The organism is Actinoplanes sichuanensis, assembly GCF_033097365.1.
In the GTDB taxonomy this organism is placed as follows: domain Bacteria; phylum Actinomycetota; class Actinomycetes; order Mycobacteriales; family Micromonosporaceae; genus Actinoplanes; species Actinoplanes sichuanensis.
The window spans coordinates 7,188,795-7,207,225 of sequence record NZ_AP028461.1 but is presented as its reverse complement, the minus strand read 5'-3'; the positions used below and the strand labels follow the sequence as shown (position 1 = coordinate 7,207,225).

Annotated in this window: 7 protein-coding genes; 1 reads left to right on the top strand and 6 read right to left on the bottom strand. The window is 71.9% G+C overall.

Annotated elements, in window-relative coordinates; genetic code table 11:
• Positions 1–140 precede the first annotated feature (140 nt).
• From Q0Z83_RS33225 to Q0Z83_RS33205, 5 genes are read right to left on the bottom strand one after another with little or no spacing between them, the layout of a single operon-like run.
• Complete coding sequence (locus Q0Z83_RS33225) at positions 141–734, bottom strand: response regulator transcription factor (protein WP_317787186.1); 594 nt, start codon at positions 732–734, stop codon at positions 141–143.
• Positions 731–1,882: a sensor histidine kinase gene (locus Q0Z83_RS33220; RefSeq protein ID WP_317787185.1), complete on the bottom strand. Its 1,152-nt coding sequence runs from the start codon at positions 1,880–1,882 to the stop codon at positions 731–733. The genes Q0Z83_RS33225 and Q0Z83_RS33220 overlap by 4 nt, the downstream gene beginning before the upstream one ends.
• Positions 1,883–1,898: 16 nt before the next feature.
• A complete protein-coding gene (locus Q0Z83_RS33215; protein ID WP_317787184.1) occupies positions 1,899–2,636 on the bottom strand; it encodes an ABC transporter permease in 738 nt (245 codons plus the stop codon).
• The gene (locus Q0Z83_RS33210) at positions 2,633–3,565 is read right to left on the bottom strand and encodes an ABC transporter ATP-binding protein (protein ID WP_317787183.1); all 933 of its coding nucleotides are present in this window, start codon (positions 3,563–3,565) and stop codon (positions 2,633–2,635) included. The genes Q0Z83_RS33215 and Q0Z83_RS33210 overlap by 4 nt, the downstream gene beginning before the upstream one ends.
• Before the next feature lie 52 nt (positions 3,566–3,617).
• Positions 3,618–5,570, bottom strand: a complete 1,953-nt coding sequence (locus Q0Z83_RS33205; RefSeq protein ID WP_317787182.1) for a response regulator — start codon at positions 5,568–5,570, stop codon at positions 3,618–3,620.
• Positions 5,571–5,633: 63 nt separating this feature from the next.
• Here Q0Z83_RS33205 and Q0Z83_RS33200 point away from each other — a divergent pair, with 63 nt between their 5' ends.
• Positions 5,634–17,681 carry a non-ribosomal peptide synthetase/type I polyketide synthase gene (locus tag Q0Z83_RS33200; protein WP_317787181.1) on the top strand — a complete coding sequence of 4,016 codons (12,048 nt, stop codon included), beginning with the start codon at positions 5,634–5,636 and terminating at the stop codon, positions 17,679–17,681.
• Here Q0Z83_RS33200 and Q0Z83_RS33195 read toward each other — a convergent pair.
• Entirely contained in the window at positions 17,643–18,365 is a 723-nt protein-coding gene (locus tag Q0Z83_RS33195) for a GntR family transcriptional regulator (protein ID WP_317787180.1), read from the bottom strand. The genes Q0Z83_RS33200 and Q0Z83_RS33195 overlap by 39 nt on opposite strands.
• Positions 18,366–18,431 lie beyond the last annotated feature (66 nt).

The window sequence follows — 18,431 nt, the reverse complement described above, 5'->3', positions numbered from 1 at the left end:
CAACCTTGGGAACCGGCCGTGCATGACGGTGAGCGGGCAACCGGCCCGGCGGTCGCCGCCGGGCCGTGCGCCGGGACGACGTCGCGTCGTGGCCACGGGCGGTGTGGGTTGCGGTCGTCGGCGGCCCACGGCGTACCGAGTCAGATCCATCCCATGCGTTGAGCCTGGTGGATCGCGGTCAGCCGGTTGGGCGCACCGAGTTTGGTCATCGCGTTCGAGAGATAGTTGCGGACCGTGCCCTCGGTGAGGTGCAGCCGGGTCGCGATGTCGGCGACCGAGGCGCCGGAGGCGGCGAGGGAGAGGGTGTCGCGTTCGCGGTCGGTGAGCGGGCTTTCGCCGGCCATCATGGCCGAGGCGGCGAGCTCCGGGTCGAGGTAGCGGCCGCCCGCGTGGATGCGGCGGATGGCTTCGGCGAGTTCGGCGCTGGAGGCGTCCTTCGGGATGAAGCCGCGCACCCCGGCCGCGATGGCCCGGCGCAGGTAGCCGGGCCGGGCGAACGTGCTGAGGATGAGCATGGCCCGGCCGGGGAGCCGTTCGGCGACGGTGAGCCCGTCGAGACCGGGCATCTCGATGTCCAGCACGATCACGTCCGGGTCGTGGGCGGTGACGGCCGGGATCACGTCGTCGCCCCGGCCGCACTGGGCGACCACCGTCAGGTCCTCCTCGAACTCCAGCATCATGGCCAGCGCCTCCCGGATGAGGTGCTGATCATCGGCGAGCAGAACACGGATCATGCGGCGACCCCGGACGGTGCGGTGGCGCGGACCAGGAAGCGGCCGTCGCCGGTGGGCTGGGCGGTGAGGGTACCGCCGACGGCGGTGAGACGTTCGGCGAGACCGGCCAGGCCGGTGCCGCCCTGATCGACGGCCGGGCCGGCGCCGTCGTTGACCACTTCGAGGACCGCGGACCCGTCGGCCGCGAACAGGGTGACCGTGCACCAGCTGGCCGAACTGTGCCGCAGGATGTTCGTGGCACTCTCCCGGACCACCCAGGCGAACGGCCCGGCCGCCTCCGGGTCGACGGCGCCCTCCGGCAGGTCGACCTTGCAGCGGATGCCGTCGGCCTCCAGGATGGCCTGCACACTGGCGATCTCGGAGGCCAGGTCGAGGATCCGGTATCCGCGGACCGCCGACCGGATCTGCCGCAGGCTGTCCTGGGCCAGCGCCCGCACCTCGGCCATCTGCGCGGCGGCCCGGTCGGTGTCGATGCCGGTGAGCTTGCCGGCCAGTTCGCTCTTCACGGCGATCACCGACAGGCTGTGGCCGACCAGGTCGTGCAGGTCACGGGCGAACCGTAGCCGTTCCTCGGTGACGGCGAGCCGGGCCTCGGCGTCCTTGCTGTGGTGGGCCTGCTCGGCGAGGTCGAGGATCCAGATCCACAGCTTGTTCGCCCACGGCAGGGTCAGGCACATGACGCCGTAGATGACCGCGTAGGCGCCGATCGGCAGGGCCTGCGGACCCGGGTTGAGGAGCCCGATCCCGATGCCGACGACGGCGGTGCCGAGCGCCAGCAGGATCGTCATGAGCCGGCTGGCTCGGACCGTGACCAGGCTGATCCAGGCGATCGCGATCATGCCCCAGCCGGCCGGGTTGGCGTCCTGGGCCAGCAGGATGGTGAGGACGGCCGCCCCGGAGATCACGGTGTCGATCCGGCTGCGGCGGGCCAACCGCGGCCAGAAGATCGACACTGCCCGGAGCAGCCGGACCATCGACCAGGTGAAGACCAGCATCGCCGCGAACGCGATGGTCAGCCGGGGCGCCGACAATTGGTTCTCGGTCGCGTAGAGGCTGAGGCCGGCCAGCGCACCGAACCAGGCCAGGATCAGGCTGAAGCTCAGGCTCCACATGGTGATCCGCTGGGCCCGATGGATCGCGCCGCTCATGTCGACACCCTAACTTTCAGCCGCGCCGCGGGTCCCAGCGGAAGAACCGCCGGGCCAGGACCGCGGCTACGGCCACCCAGGCGGCCAGCAGACCCAGCGACGCCCATTCGAAGGAGGCACCGTATCCGGCCCGCACCAGGTCGGCCACCGCGGTCAGCGGCAGGAAGTCGGCGACCTGCTGGAGCCGGTCCGGGAAGACGTCGGCCGGCACGATCACCGGGGAGAGGATCAGACAGACGAGCATCACCGGTACGGTCGCCAGCTGCGCCAACTCACCCGACGAGCTCAATCCGGAGATCGCCATCGACAGCAGCGCGAACACGGCCGCCCCGCCGAGCGCCGCGATCAGCACGAGCAGCGGGTTGCCGGGCAGCCCGAAGCCCATCACCACCAGCGCGACCCCGACGGCGAGGGCCTGCAGCAGGTAGACCGCGGTGGCGCCGGCCGCGCTGCCACCGAGGATCGCGGTCGCCGAGGCCGGTCCGCCGAGCAGCCGTTTCAGCACGAGCTCCTCACGGCGGCTGGTGTAGAAACCGGCCAGGTTCACCAGCGGGGCGAACATCAGCAGTCCGGCGATCTGTCCGGTCAGGAGGAACTCGACGGCGTCGCGGTCGCTCTGCCCGGCGCTGAACACCAGGAACGCGACCACACCGAGTGGCATGAGGACCGCGTTGGTGAGAGCCGACCGGTTCCGGAAGATCATCGTCAGGTCGAGCCGGGCCAGCCGGTAGATGTGCGCGAGGTCGGTCTTCACTGGTTCTCCACGATGCTCAGAAACACGTCTTCGAGGGAGGCGGGGCGGACCGACAGCCGGTCCAGCGTGACGTTCTGCGCGGCGGCCCAGGCCACCAGCGTCGCCACCGCGCGGTGGGCCCGGCCGTCCGGGTCACCCTGGATGACCGTCCAGCGTGCGGCCGGGTGGCCGTCGGTCACGGCGATCTCCGGGGGCAGGCCGTCGAGCCGGGGCAGGGTGTCGATCGGGGTGTGCGCCGGGACCCGGAAGGCGATCCGGTCCCCGTGCCCGGCGACCACCTCGGGGACCGTTCCGGCGATCCGGATCTCGCCCCGGTGCATGATCGCGATCCGGTCGGCGAGCCGTTCGGCCTCTTCCAGGTAGTGGGTGGTGAGCAGCACGGTGGTGCCGCCGGCGACCAGCTCCTGGATCAGTTTCCAGGTGGCGATCCGGGCCTCCGGGTCCATGCCGGTGGTCGGCTCGTCGAGGAACAGCACCTCGGGCCGGCCGACGATGGCGAGCGCCAGGTCGAGGCGGCGCTTCTGACCGCCGGACAGTTGCCGTACCGCGGTGCCGGCCTTGTCGGCCAGGTCGACCCGTTTCAGGGCCTCGTCCCGGGACAGCGGGTTCACGTGCAGGTCACGCCAGAGCGAGACGGTCTCGGCCACCGTGAGGTCGCCGATCAGCCCGCTCTCCTGGAGCATGATCCCGACCCGGGGCCGCAGCGCCTTCCGGTTCCGGTACGGGTCCGCGTCCAGCAGGCGCACGGTCCCCGACGCGGCCGGCCGGAACCCTTCGAGCACCTCCATGGTGGTGGTCTTACCGGCCCCGTTCGTGCCGAGCAGGGCGAACAGTTGCCCACCGCCGACGCTGAAGTCGATGCCCCGTACTGCCTCGAAATCCCCGTACCGCTGGCGGAGGCCGTCCACTTCGATCGTCTGTGTGCTCATGCGTCAATGGTTCGCGATCCGAACCGTGACGGGCAGTCGCCGGAGTCAGCGATCAGCCATGACAGATGTCATGTGACATCGTGGCGAACACCTTGTGCAGCAGATCGCCACTGGTGAACGGCTTCTCGATGAAGGCGATCCCGTCGTCGAGCACGTGCGTGGTGCCGAGCAGCCCGTTGCTGTAGCCGGACATGAACAGCACCGGCATGTCCGGGTGCTCCCGGCGGACCAGCTCGGCCAGTTTCGGCCCGGTCATCTCGGGCATGATCACGTCGGTCAGCAGCAGGTCGCAGCCGTTCTCCTGGAACACCCGCAGCCCCTCGGCGCCGTTTGTCGCCGTCCGCACCCGATACCCGGCGTTCGACAGGATCCGGGTGATGATCCGGGCCAGCGCCACCTCGTCCTCGACCACGAGCACGGTCCGCCCGTCGCCGAGCGGCGGGCTGCCGACGTGGGTCGACGCCGGGGTCGCCCCGGCCTCCGCCGAGATCGGCAGATAGATCCGGAACGTGGTGCCCACCCCGAGTTCCGAGTAGACGTTGATGCTGCCGCCCGCCTCGGCGACGATCCCGTACACGGTGGCCAGGCCCAGACCGGTCCCGCGGCCGCGCGGTTTGGTGGTGAAGAACGGCTCGAAGATCCGCGCCGCGGTCTCCGGCGCCATGCCCTCGCCGGTGTCGCTGACCAGCAGCCGCGCGTACGTCCCGGCCGGTAGCGGCGGCTGCATGTTCAGCTCCTCGCCGTCCAGGGCGGCCACGTTCGCCTCCAGCACCACGGTTCCGCCGTCGGGCATCGCGTCCCGCGCGTTGATCGCCAGGTTCAGCAGGATCTGGTGCACCTGACCGGGGTCGGCGTGCACGCACACCGGCTCCGGCGCGGGCACCGCGATCAGCGTGATGTGCTCGCCGATGGTGCGTTCCAGGACGGCGTGCACCTCGGCGATCGCCCCGTTCAGGTCGACGTCGCGCAACTGGATGGTGTCACCGCGGGTGAACGTGAGCAGCTGCCGGGTCAGGCTCGTCGCCCGGTCCACCGCGGTCCGCACATGCGCCAGATCGGCCTGCACGTGCGGCAACTCCCGGGTCTCGTCGATCACGAAGTCGGTGTAGTTCGCGATGATCGCCAGGATGTTGTTGAAGTCGTGCGCCACCCCGCCCGCCAGATTACCCAGGCTCTCCATGCGTTTCGCCTGGTCACTGCGCTCCTGCACGGCACGTTGGCGTTCCGCGGCCTCCTTCTCGGCGGACACGTCCCGGGCGATCACCGACACCCCGATCACCGCGCCGGTCGGGTCGGTGATCGGGGTGACGGTGAACGCGGCCTCGACCGGGCGGCCGTCCTTGCGGAGGCGGCGACCCTCATACGAGAAGCTGCCCTCCCCGGCTCGCATCCGGGCCAGCATGTCCGCCTGCTGCCCGGCGCCGTCCGGCCCGGCCAGGAGTGAGGCCGGCTGCGCCAGCGCCTCGGCCGCGGTCCAGCCGAAGATCCGTTCGGCACCACCGTTCCACGCGTTGATCGTGCCGTCCGGGGTGAGCCCGATGATCGCGTCGGCGCTGTCCTCGACGACCGTCGCCAGCGTCGCCTGGTGCGCCTCGGCCAGATCCCGGGCCGCCCGCTCCCGCGCGTCCGCCTCGTCCAGCCGCATCTGCCCCCACGGGTCGACGTAGATCGCACCCTTCTGGAGCAGTACGCCGTACCCGCGCCGCAGCGTCCAGTAGTAGACACCCACCGCCGCGGTGCACGCGTCCCAGACCGCCGACGCCGTCGACCAGCCCGGCCCGGCCCCGTGCACATGCGTCTCCCGCAGCACCACCAGCGCCTGGAACGCCATCACCGAGTGGAACCCGTGCCCGACGGCGCAACTGAAGAAGATCAACGCGGTCGCGGTGGCGAGCTTGTTCGATCCCAGTTGCCCGGCCCGGTGCACGGGTACCACGATCGACACCATGATCGCCGCGTAGGCGACCATGATGACGAGGTTGGCCAGCAGGAACAGTTGCGGCACGTCTTCCCGATCGGACGCGCGCGTGACGAACTGAGGGTTGCATCCGTCGATAGGCTCATGATCATGAGGCTGACCGATGTGCTGACCCGTGCCGCGACCATCGCACCAGGTCAGGGCATCGTTCACGCGGACCGGTTCGTCAGTTACGCCGAACTGTTCGCCGACGCGCTGCGGATCGGCGGCGGCCTGCGCGAGGCGGGGGTGGCGCCCGGCGATCCGCTGCCGATCGTCGCCGACGACGGGGCGGACTTCCTCGGCCTCTTCTGGGGTGCGGTGGTGGCGGGTGCCGTACCGGTGCCGCTGCCGCCGGAACCGAACCGCCTCGCCGCCGTCTGGCGTCACCTGGGCGGCCCGCCGTTGGCGGGCGACACCGCGACGCCCGGCGGCACCCTGCTGTCCCCTCGCGACCTGCGGTCCGCGTTGCCGTTGACGACCCCTCATCCGGTACGGCCGGACGACCTCGCCTTCCTGCAGTTCTCCTCCGGGAGCACCGGAACGCCCAAAGGTGTCGAACTGACCCACGCCAACGTCGTGGCCAACCTCGCTCAGGGCGCCCAGGCCGGGGCGTTGACCAGCGAAGACGTATTCGTGACGTGGATGCCGTACTTCCACGACATGGGCCTGATCGGCACCCACCTGGCCCCGCTGTACGTGCGCTGCCGCCAGATCCGGATCAGCCCTCTGGCGTTCGCGAAGCGCCCCGCGGTGTGGCTGGCCACCGCCTCCCGGCACCGGGCCACCGTACTGTCGGCCGCGAACTTCGCCCTGGCCCTGGTCAACCGCCGGGTCGCCCAGCCCGACCTGGACGCCCTGGACCTGAGCAGCGTCCGCCTGCTGATGGTCGGCGCCGAACCGATCTCCCCGACGGTCTGGGACACCTTCACCACCCGCCTGAGGCCGGCCGGTCTGCGCCCGGGAGCGATGCAGCCGGTCTACGGCCTGGCCGAGGCGACTGTCGCGGTCGCCTGCCCCCCGCTGGGTGAACCCGCCGTCCCGGTGACACTGAGCCGGGCCGCCCTGGCCCGGGGCGTCGCCCTGCCCGTGCTCTCGTCCGCTTCCGGGGTTTCGTTGATGGACCTCGGCCATCCGGTGCCGGGCTGTGAGCTGCGCATCGTGGACGACGAGGGGCGGCCTCTGGAGGACGGTCTCGTCGGCCATCTCCAGGTCCGTGGCCCGAACGTCACCCGCGGCTACCACGCCGATCCGATCGCGACGGCCGCGGCCTTCGACGGTGCATGGCTCCGAACCGGTGACATCGGTTTCCTCCGGGCCGGCCGCCTGGTGGTGACCGGCCGGCACAAGGACGTCCTGTTCCTCAACGGCCGCAACTTCCACGCCGCCGACCTGGAGGAACTGGCCGCCGCCACCCCGGGCCTGGCCGCCGGCCCGATAGCCGTGGTCGGCGCCACCGACCCCGTCACCGGCCACGAACGGGTAGCCGTCTACCTCTCGATCCCCGCCGTCCGCTCCGACCCGGCGGGCCTGCCCGCCCAGGTCCGGGCCCGGGTGGCCGAGGCGCTGGCCCACGACGACGTCCGGGTGGAGGTCTTGCCGAACGGCGCCTTCACCCGAACCACCAGCGGCAAACTACGTCGCCACCCGCTACGCGAACGCCTGACCGGTTCGTCGACCTCAGCACCGCCCACTCCCGAACCCCCGACCCGTTCGTCGACCCCGCCATCGCCCACCCCCGAACCCCCGACCCGCACCGCATCCCGACCAGCTCAACCCTCCGACAACCCCCTATGCCACACCCCCGAAACCCTCCCCGGCCGGTCCCCGGAGCCGCCGAGCCGCCCAGAAGACAGCCCCGATCACCGGCCCGGCGCCGGCTTGTCGTCAGAGCTGTCCGATCATGGCGGGGACAGCTCTGGAGGCCGGCCGGTTCCGGTGGGGGGCAGCGCGACGTCGGCTGAGGAAGCCGGCGGGGCGCGGGCGGCGATCCCGTTCGGGCGGGCTGACGTGGAGCGGGTCGTCCGGGAAATCTGGGCGCGGGTGCTCGGCGTTTCGGAGGAATCGATCGGGCCGGATGATCGATTTCTGGCTATCGGTGGGTCTTCGCTCAAGGCCATGGAAGTGCTGGCGGCGTTGGAGGACGCGTTCGGCCGCACCCTCGAACCGTCGATGCTCCGGGATTGCGCGACGGTTCCGGCCCTCGCTGATCGGCTGATGGTCGACGAAGCGGCCGCAACCTCTCTGCCGGCAAGTGCGGCGGCAACAGCGGCCGGAACGTCGGCAACGACGGCGCGACCTGCAACGACGGCGCGACCTGCAACTGCGGCGGCAACGGCGGCGGGACCTGCAACTGCGGTGGCAACGGCGGCGGGAATATCGGCGGGACCGGCAACGGCGGCGGTAGGAATGTCGGCGGGGCTGACGACGGCGGCGGCGGGGACGTCGGTCGGAGCGGCCGCGGAGATCGGGGCTGCGGGGCGGGTGTCGGTGGCTGCCGGTCGGGGGCCTGGGGCGTTGGCGGTCATCGGGATGGCCTGCCGGTTTCCGGGGGCGGATACGCCTGAGGAGTTCTGGGCGAACCTTCTGGCCGGGCGGGACAGCGTCACACCCGTGACTCGGTGGGCCGACGGCGGGCATGGTGCGTTTCTGAAGGACCCGGCATCCTTCGATGCCGGATATTTCGGGATCGGTGAGGAGGAAGCGCGGCTGCTGGACCCGCACGCTCGGATCTTCCTCGAGCTCGCCCACGAAGCGCTGGAACGATCCGGATACGCCGGCGCACGGCGCAAATCCCACAAGATCGGCGTCTTCGCGGCCGTCGGTGAAAGCGGCTACTCAGAGATCATCGCCGAAGCCGAAGCCGAAGCCGAAGCCGAAGCCGAAGCCGAAGCCGAAGCCGAAGCCGAAGCCGAAGCCGAAGCCGAAGCCGGAGCCGGAGCCGGGGCCGGGGCCGGGGCCGAAGCCGGGGCCGGGGCCGGGGCCGGGGCCGGGGCCGGAGCCGGAGCCGACGCCGGGGCCGGAGCCGACGCCGGAGCGGGAGCCAGAGCGGGAGCCGACGCCGACGCGGGAGCGGGAGCCGGGCCGCGCGGCGGGATTCGGGTGGGTGGTGCGTATGCGCTGACCGGGAGTCTGCGGAATCTGATCGCCGCCCGCGTGGCGCATCTCCTGGATCTGCACGGCCCGGCGATCGCCGTGGACACCGCCTGTTCGTCGGCTCTGGTGGCGCTGCATCTGGCGAGGCGCAGTCTGGCCGCCGGGGACTGTGACATCGCGATCGTCGGCGGCGTCAACCTGAACCTGACGGCCACCGGCGAGACCCTGCTGAACGCCGCCCAGGCGCTGTCACCCACCGGGCGTTGCCGGGCGTTCGACGCGGAGGCGGACGGGTTCGTGCCGGGGGAGGGCGGGGCCGCGCTGGTTCTGACCCGGCTCGCCGATGCCGGCGAGGATCAGATTCTCGCGGTGGTACGGGGAAGCGCCGTCAACAACGACGGCCGTTCGTTGAGTCTGATGGCGCCGAATCCGCTGCTCCAGCGTGCGGTGATCGCGGAGGCGTACCGGGAATGCGGTGTTGATCCGGTCGTGGTCTCCTATGTGGAGGCCCACGGCACGGGCACGGCGGTGGGCGACCCGATCGAGGCGCGATCTCTGGCCTACGCGTTCCCGCCGCGCCCCGACGGTCGTCTCCGGATGCTCGGTTCGGTCAAGACGAACATCGGCCACCTGCTGAACGTGGCCGGTCTGCCCGCGCTGGTGAAGGTGATCCTGGCCCTGCAGCACGGGGAGTTGCCGCCGTCCCTGCACCACGACCGTCCGTCCCCACGGTTCGACCTGGCGGCGGCCGGTTTCGAGGTGCTCACCGAGCGACGCCCGTGGACAGGCCCGCGTGTCGCGGGCGTGAACGGCTTCGGCTTCGGCGGCACGAACGCCCACGTGATCCTGGAGGCCGGCGGGAACGTCGAGGTGGTCCGGGAGGTCGGCGGAAACGTCGAAGTAGCCGGGGAGGTCGGCGGGAACGTCGAGGTGGTCCGGGAGGTCGGCGAGGACACGGTCGGGTCTGGGGCGAAGAGTGGGCCACACCTGCTGACCCTGTCCGCCCGATCCGGGCCCGCCCTCCGCGCGGCGGCCACCCGGCTGGCGGCCCACCTACGGAACCATCCCGGCCTGCCACTGGCGGACGTCTGCGCCACCGCGTCGACCGCGCGGGACGACGCCCCGTACCGCATAGCGATCTTGACCGAGAATGATCTCCCGGAGCAGTTGACCGCGGTGGAACCCGGACCGCCGTCGACCCGTCCCGCCCGGGTGGCCTTCCTGTTCGGCGGTCAGGGTGGCCAACGCCCCGGCCAGGGCGCCGACCTGTACGAAACGGCTCCCGTCTTCCGAGCCGTCCTGGATCAGGTCTCGGCCGCGGCCGGTCCGGTGGCGGGCCGTTCGCTGGTCGAATGGTGCACCGATCGGACCGTCCCCGAGTCCGATCTGGCCCACACCGAGGTGACCCAGCCGCTGGTGGTCGCGTTCGCGGTGGCGCAGGCCGCGCAGTTGATCGCCTACGGGATCCGGCCGGCCGCGGTGACCGGCCACAGCCTCGGCGAATTGGCCGCAGCGGTGACCGCGGGCCGATTGACCGCGGTGGAGGCGGTGATGCTGGCCGCCGAACGGGGCCGCTTGACCGCCGCCCGAACCGAACCGGGCGCCATGCTCGCGGTCGCCGCCTCAGCCGCCCGGGTCACCGAGATCACCGGCGGAACGGGCGTGACGATCGCCGCCCTGAACGCACCGAATCGGGTGGTCCTCTCCGGCCCGCACGACGCGATCACCCGAGCCGCCGCCGACCTGGCCGACAATGGCATCACCACCCGGCGGCTGGCGGTTTCGCACGCTTTCCATTCCCCGGCGATGACCCCGGTGGCCGAGGCGTTGAAATCTCTCGCGCCGCCGGAACGCGCGACCACGATCCCGCAGATGAGCACGGTCACCGGTGAGTGGGATCCGTCATTCGACGGCGCCTATCTGGCGGCTCACGCGCTCGACCCGGTTCGTTTCGCGGACGCGATCGAGCGGCTGCGCGGGGCCGGCTTCGACACGATGGTCGAGGTGGGCGCGTCGGTCACCCTTTCTCCTCTGGTACGCGGAACGACCGTCCGCCACGCCGGAAACGACGCATCGGTGCTCCTGAGAACGGTCGGCGACCTGTGGATGCGGGGTGCCCTCCTGAACCGCGAGAACCTCGACGCCGGAACCCGCCGAGTGGCCCTCCCGACGTATCCGTTCCAGCGCCGCCGTTTCTGGGTGACCGATCCGCCGCGCCCGAAACTGTCGGTCCCGAATTGGATCCCGGCCGCAGCGCCGGCTCCCGGAGAATCGATTCCCGCGACGATCGTGATCGCCGATTCGGACGATCCCGGCGATGCCCTGGCCGCGATCACCGCGACCCCGCGAAACGGTTTCCTGCTGCTGGTGACCCGTGATCTGTTCGCGACCGGCGACAACGAACCGGACCCCCGGCATGCGGTCTGGTCCGGCTTGGCGATGGCCTTCGCCGACGAAAACCCGCAGGCGGCGGTACGGCTACTCGATCTCACCTCCGCCGACCCGGAGGAGTCCCGTCGCTCCGCTCTGCGACAGGAGGCCACCGATCCACCCGCTCCCGGTCCGGCCGAACTCGTGGCCTGGCGCAACGGCCACCGCCTGACCCGTTCGTTCGCCCCCGTGACGACCGGTGATCCGTTGCTCCCGCCGCCGGACGGCAGTTACCTGATCGTCGGCGGTGCTGGGGCGGCCGGCGCGGAGATCGCCCGCCACCTGGCCCGCCGTGGCCGTCCGACGTTGCTGCTGGCGGGCCGTTCCGCCGAGCCGGTCGCCCTGCTGGCCGAACTTCGCGAGCTGGGTGCGACCGCCGACTACCGGATCGCCGACGTGACGGTCGAGGAGGACGTCACCGCACTGGTCGCGAACCGCGATTTCGACCTGGTGATCCAGGCCGCCGGGGTGGCCCGGCCGGGCAGCCTGCGAGCGAAGTCCGCCGAGGAGATCACCGCCGGTCTGTCCGCGAAGGTCCACGGAACCGTCCTGCTGACCCGTGCGCTGGGTGATCGACGCCCGCCGGTGATCGCGTTGTCGTCGATCTCGTCGGTCGTTCCGGGGCTGGCCGGCGCGGTCGGCGACTACGTGGCGGGTAACGCGTTCCTGGACACGTTCGCGGCCACCGAGCAGGCCGCCGGTCGCCCGTTCGTCGCGGTCAACCTGCCCGCCATCACCGGGGGTGGCCTGGCCGGCACCCACGGCCCGGCCCGCTCCACGGGTGTCCTGCCGATCGAACAGCTGCCGGAGACCCTGTGGGCCGCGGCCGCCCTGGGCGCCCCGCAGGTCCTGGTGACCCCAGCGGTCGGCGGCGCTGTCCGCCCGAACTCCGGCCGCCCAGACTCCGGCCGCCCAGACTCCGGCCGCCCAGACTCCGGCAGCCTGACCGTGGCACCCGCACCGGGCGGCGTGGGTGCCACGACCGCGACGGCCGAGCGGGACGAGCTGGTCGCGGTCGTGCGGGAACTGCTGGCCGGACCGCTGGAACGGGAACCCGGCGCCATCGGCCTGGACGAACCGTTCCTGGTCCTGGGACTCGACTCGCTCACCGCCGTCGACCTGGTCAAGGAGCTGGAGAAACGCCTTGGGCGGACGCTGTCGACGACGCTGTTCTTCGAACACCGCACGATCGGCGAACTGACCGCCCACCTGGCGATCCCGCAGGACCGGGCCCGCACCGACGTGGTGTCGCCGGTGCGGGCGGGGGAGTTCCCGTTCAGCCCGGTGCAGCGCGCGTTCGTGACGACCGGCCGGCTCTATCCGGAGGTGCCCGCCTACGCCTATGTCGGGCAGACGCTGGCCGGGCCGGTCGACGCGGAGCGGCTGGCGGGTGCGTTCGCCGAGCTCGAACGTCGCCACCCGATGCTGCGGGTCCGGTTCGGTCCGACCGGTCAGTACTTCGCCGCCCCGACGGCCGGCCGACCGACCTGGTTCACGGACGGGCCGGCGGAGGGGCGGGCGGACTGGGAGGTGGAGCTGCGGAACCGGCCGTTCGATCTCGAGCGGGAAGGGCCGATCCGGGCGGTGCTCGCGACGGGGGCCGGGGTGACGCGGCTCGTCGTGGTGGTGCACCACGCGGCGGCCGACGGGTACAGCCTGGCGGTTCTCGGGGACGAACTGTGGGCGCTGTACGACGGTGGTGGGCTGGCGGCGGCACCGGTGGCCACGTTCGCGGAGCATCAGGCCGGGCCACGTGCGGCCGATATCGATCACTGGCGTGCGGTCCTGGCGGGGTATCCGCGGCTGTCCCTGCCGTTTGACGGGGATGCCGCTGACGAGCCTCGGGGGCCGTACCTCGTACACCAGAAGGCCCTTGATCCGGAAGTGAGCCGGCGGCTGGCCGGCACCGCGCGAGAGGCCGGGGTTTCGCTCTTCCACCTGCTCCTCGCGGGGTATGTGCGCTGCCTGGCGCGTTGGAGCGGGCAGGTCGACGTGCCCGTCTCGGTGGCTCGGGCAGGACGGGAGGATCGGCTGCCGGGTGTGGACCGGATGGTCGGGCCGTTCGCGGACACGCTTCCGGTGCTGGTCCAGGTTCGGCCGGGGGAGACCGGAACCGAGCTGGCCGGGCGGATCCGGGAGTTGTGGCTGACGGCCGAGCGGCACGGTTCGGTGTCCACCGTCGATCTGGCCCGTCTGCTCGCCGCGGACGGGGCGGGGCCGCGCACGGCGAGCCCGGCCGGGTTCAGTTTCGCCCGGTTCCCGAACGCCGGGGTCACGGCGGCGGGTGTTCTCGCCACGACTGCGGGGACGGCGTCGGCGGCCACCCGACTCGGCCTGGTCTGTTTCGAGGCGCACGGCACGCTGCACTTCTCCTGGAACCATCCGGCGGCTCTGTTCACCACGGCGACCATCGAGCGTCTCGCCACCGAACATCTGGCCGAGATCACCGCGCTGGCCGGACCGAACGCCACCACCGGTACGGGACGGCGTGGCGGGGTGGTCGAGCGGATTCGGGAGCAGTGTCGCCGTACCCCTGAGGGGATTGCGGTTTTGAGCGATGGCGTGCCGCTCACCTATCGCGCGCTGAATGCCGCATCGGATCGCCTCGCGGGGCGGCTCGTGGCCGGCGGTGGCCGCCGGATCGGGCTGCTGACCGGCCCGGGAGCGAGCACCGTGATCGGCGTCGTCGGAATTCTCCGGGCCGGTGCGACGTGGGTGCCGATGGACGCCGCGCACCCGCCGGCCCGGATCGCGGGGCTGCTCACCCGGGCGGGGGTGACCGAGGTCGTCCACGACTCCGGGACCCGGGCGGTCGCCGAAACGCTCGGGCCGGAGTTCACGCTGGTGGACGCGGCGGCGCCGGGCGGGTCGGCGGCACTGCCGGCGGATACCCCGGGTGGTGACACCGCGTACATCATCTTCACGTCCGGGTCTACCGGGCGGCCGAAGGGCGTCGCGGTCGGGCACCGGGCGATGGCCGACTATCTGGACTGGGCGATCGGTGCCTTCGGCTACCGGGCAGGCGATCGGCTCGCCCAGACCGCTTCGATCTGCTTCGATGCTTCGGTACGGCAGATCCTGGCTCCGTTGCTGGTCGGAGCGACAGTCGTGGCCTGGGATCGGGACACGGTTCGGGACCCCGAGTTGCTCGTCGAGCTCCTGGTCCGGGATCGGGTGACCGTGTGGAGTTCGGTTCCGACGCTGTGGGAGCGGCTGCTGACCGCTGCCGAGAAGACTCGCCCCGATCTCTCCCGGTTACGCTGGGTGCATGTTGGTGGGGAGGTGCTGTCGCCGGCGCACGTCCGGCGCTGGTTCGACCTGCTCGGCCCGGGTCAGCGGATCACCAACCTGTACGGACCCACCGAGACCACGATCAACGCGACCTGGCACCTGATCACCGAGCGCCCCGCTGACGAGGTGACCCGGCTGCCGATCGGCCGCCCGATCGGCGGTGCGGAGATCGAGATCGCCGGACCGGACGGGGAGATCTGGATCGGTGGCGCCGGGCTGGCCGACGGATATCTCGACGACCCGGAGCAGACCGCGGCGGCGTTCGTGGAACGGGACGGCCGGCGCTGGTACCGCAGCGGTGACCTCGGGGAGTTGGATGCCGACGGGGTTCTCTGGTTCCGTGGGCGGGTCGACGACCAGGTGAAACTCCACGGGTACCGGATCGAGCCGGGCGAGGTCGAGGCGGCGTTGCGGCGGCATCCGCGGGTGGAGCGGGCGGTGGTGCTCGTCGACGGCGGGCGGCTCGTGGCGTGGGTGCAGTCGTCGTCCGTTGACGGTCCCGCGCTGCGTGCCCACCTGACCGGTCTATTGCCCGGATATCTGGTGCCGTCACGGTTCGAGGTGGTGGGGGAGTTGCCGCTCACCGCGGCCGGCAAGATCGACCGTTCTCGGCTGAGGGGCGGCCCGGCGGGTTCCGGCGTCGGCGAGGGCGGTCCGGCGGCGACCGCGACCGAGCGGCTCCTCGCCGAACTCTGGACCCGGCAGCTCGGTGTCGCGTCGGTCCGGCGCGAGGACGACTTCTTCGCACTCGGCGGCGACTCGATCGGGGTGCTGGAGCTCTTCGCCGGTCTGAGCGAGCACCGGACCGCACTGCCCCGACCCACGGTCGTCTACCGGCATCGCACCCTGGCCGCACTCGCCGCCGTCCTCGACGCGACGATCGATGACGGCACCCCGCCCGGTGACCCGGTGGGCGGCGTCTCGCTCGGTGGTCCGGTGGGTGGCGTCTCGCCCGGTGATCCGGTGGGCGGCGTCTTGCCTGGTGATCCGGTGGGTGACGTCTCGCCCGGTGACCCGGTGGGCGGCGTCTTGCCTGGTGGCCCGGTGGGCGGCAGGGATTTCCCGGTGACGTCGACCCAGCGGGGGTTCCTTCTCGCCGACGCGGTCGGTGCGCCGCCGACCTGGCTGGCGGCTCCTCGCCTGCACGGGCCACTCGATCTCGAACGCTTCCGCCGAGCCGTGGACCTGCTGGTCGGGAGGCATCCGATGCTGCGGACCGTGTTCCCGCGGGACGCCCGGCCGCCGGTGCAGCGGGAACTCCGGTCGGTGACCCCGGTGGTCGGCTACGAATCCGCCCCGCGACCGCTCGACGAGGAGCTGGCGGCGGAACGGGAGTACCGGTTCGATCCGGCGGAGTGGCCGCTCGTGCGGTTGCGGCTGCTCCGCTACGGCTCGGAGGAGCACGTGCTGATGGTGCACGCGCACCACCTGGTCGGGGACGGCTACAGCGTGGCGCTGCTGATGCGGGAGCTGTCGGCCGTCTACGACGGAGCCGAGCTCGAACCGATTCGGGCGACATTTCGGGAATATGTGTCCCGGTTGGAGGGAATGCCGTCGGAGGTCGCCCCGCACGACGGTGGCCCGATCCGCGTCGGCGGGGCGATCACCACCGCCGGATTCACCGTGCACACGGCCACCGAACTGCGGGACCGAGCGATCACCGCCGGGGTGACCCCGTTCGTGCCGGTGCTGGCCGCCTACCACCGGGCGCTCGCGTCGGCGACCGGCCGCCCCGACCCGGTGATCGGGGTCGCGGTGACCGGGCGCGACCACGCCCTGGCCGACCTGGGCCGGATCTTCGGACCGTGCGCCACCGCGGTGGCCGTCCGGCCGGGCTCCGATGCGAGCCTCGCCGAGGTGTCGGCGGCCGTTCTCGACGCCCGGACCAGGACGTTCACCGCGCCGCAGGGCTGGCAGCACTTCTTCACCTACCTGGACTTCGGTGCCCTGGGCGGCGTACGGGGCGAGACGCTGCGGTTGACCTGGGACGACACGGACGCCGAACTCGCCGTCCCACCGGGCACCGAGGTCCTGCTCGCGGTCCGCCCGGTCGAGGCCGGCCTCCGGCTGACGCTCCGCACCGTCCTCCCGCAGGCGGTCACCGACCGCCTGGCAACCGAGATCGCCGCCGAGCTGCGCCGAATGACGGCCGTTGTCGAGCCGGGCCGGCTGGCCGCCGACGTCGAGCCGGGCCGGCTGGCCGCCGACGTCGAGCCGGGCCGGATGCCCGACGGCGTCGAGTCGGGCCGGATGGCCGACGGTGTCGAGCGGGCGACGCTCAGCGCCGGACTTGTCGGATATCTTCCGGGGCCGGAGCAACTCGCGGCACTGGCGGGCGCTCTGCCCGAAGACGTCCGGCGGATGTTGCCCGGCCTCGACCGGGAGACGATTCGCGGGCTGATCTTCCCGGGCCGGCGGGCGCGGCTGCTGGAGACCGTCGACACCCCGCTGGGCCGGTCCGGGTTCGTCGCGGTGCCCCGCTTCGCCGACGAGTTGGGACGCCCCGGCCTGGCCGAACACGTCGCCGCGGCCGTCGATCTGGCCGCCGGTCTGGGCGCGCGGACGGTCTCCCTCGCGGGAATGATTCCGGCGAACACGAATTACGGGGTGGCCGTCTCCCCGTACCGCCGAAGCGACGCCGACCTCACCACCGGCCATGCGGTGACCGCGGCCGCAGTGGTCCGCACCGTTTTCTCGGCCCTGGCCGCCCGCGACCGTAAGCTGCCGGACTGTGTCGTCGCCGTCCTCGGTCTGGGTTCGATCGGGACGTCGTCGCTGAGCCTGCTGCTGGCCCGCGCCGAGGCACCGGCGAGCCTGATCCTGTGCGATCTGCCGGCCGCCGCATCGCGCCTGACCGAGCTGGCCGCGACCCTGGACGTCCCGACCGAGGTGGCGACCGGCGCCGACGCGGTCTACCGCGCCGACGTGATCATCGCGGCGACCAGCAGCGGGCCCCGCACCCTGGACGTGGATCGACTGCGTCCGGGCACGATCCTGGTCGACGACTCGTTCCCGCACTGTTTCGACACGTCCCGAGCCCTGAACCGGATGCGCACGCGCGGCGACGTCCTGATCGTCGGCGGCGGCCTCCTGGACTGCGGCGAGACCGTCCGGAACGCGGCTCCCGGCCTGCCGGCGATCGACCGCCACCTGCCCGGGTCGATCGCGTCGTGCCAGTTGGAGTCGTTGCTGCACGCCGCCGTTCCGGGATTGCCGCTGGTCGACGGCCCGGTGCGCGCGGAACAGGCGGCCGCCTACTGGGACGCGCTGGACAGCGCCGGCATCGAGGCCGCCCCGCTACACCTACTGAACGAGCGGCTCGACCCCGAATGCGACGTCTAGCCGGTAGCGGTCGCCGGCGTAGCGGGACTCGCTGAGCTCGAGCGGCCGCTCGTTCTGATCGAGGATCAGCCGTTCCTCGATCAGCAGCGCCGAACCGACCGGGACGCCCAGCTCGTGGGCGTCCTCCCCGGTGGCCGCCTCGGCGCGGATCGTCGATGTCCCGTGGACCGGGGTGTGACCGAGTTTGACCAGTGCCTCGTGCACCGAGCGGGACAGGTCGGCAGCGAGCAGGTCGCCGACGGTCCCCGGATACATGGCCCGCTCGAACGCGATCGGCTCGTCGTCGGCGAACCGGACCCGGTGGATCGCGAACACATCGCCCTTGCGCAGCCGCAGCCGGGTCGCCTCGATGGCGGTGGGCGGGCGCAGCTCGGCCACGACCACCTTGGCCCATGGTCGTTTGCCCTGCTTGCGGATCTCCTCGCTGAGCCGGATCAGGTGGTCGGCGCGGCGTGGCCCGCTGGGCACGGCGACGAACGTGCCGCGGCCCGGCGCCCGGTAGACGAGACCGTCGTTGACCAGCTGGGTCACCGCGGCGCGGGCGGTCATCCGGCTGACGCCGTGCTCGCGGGCGAGCTCCGGTTCGGACGGCAGCGGGTCGTGTGGCCGGGACTTCGCGATCTGTGCGCGCAGCGCCTGTTCGATGCGGAAGTAGCGCGGCGAGAAATCGGGATCCCCGGACATGAGGCACACCCTACCGACACCTCCAGACTGTCTAGACAACCACCTGTCTAGACAGCTACTGTCCGG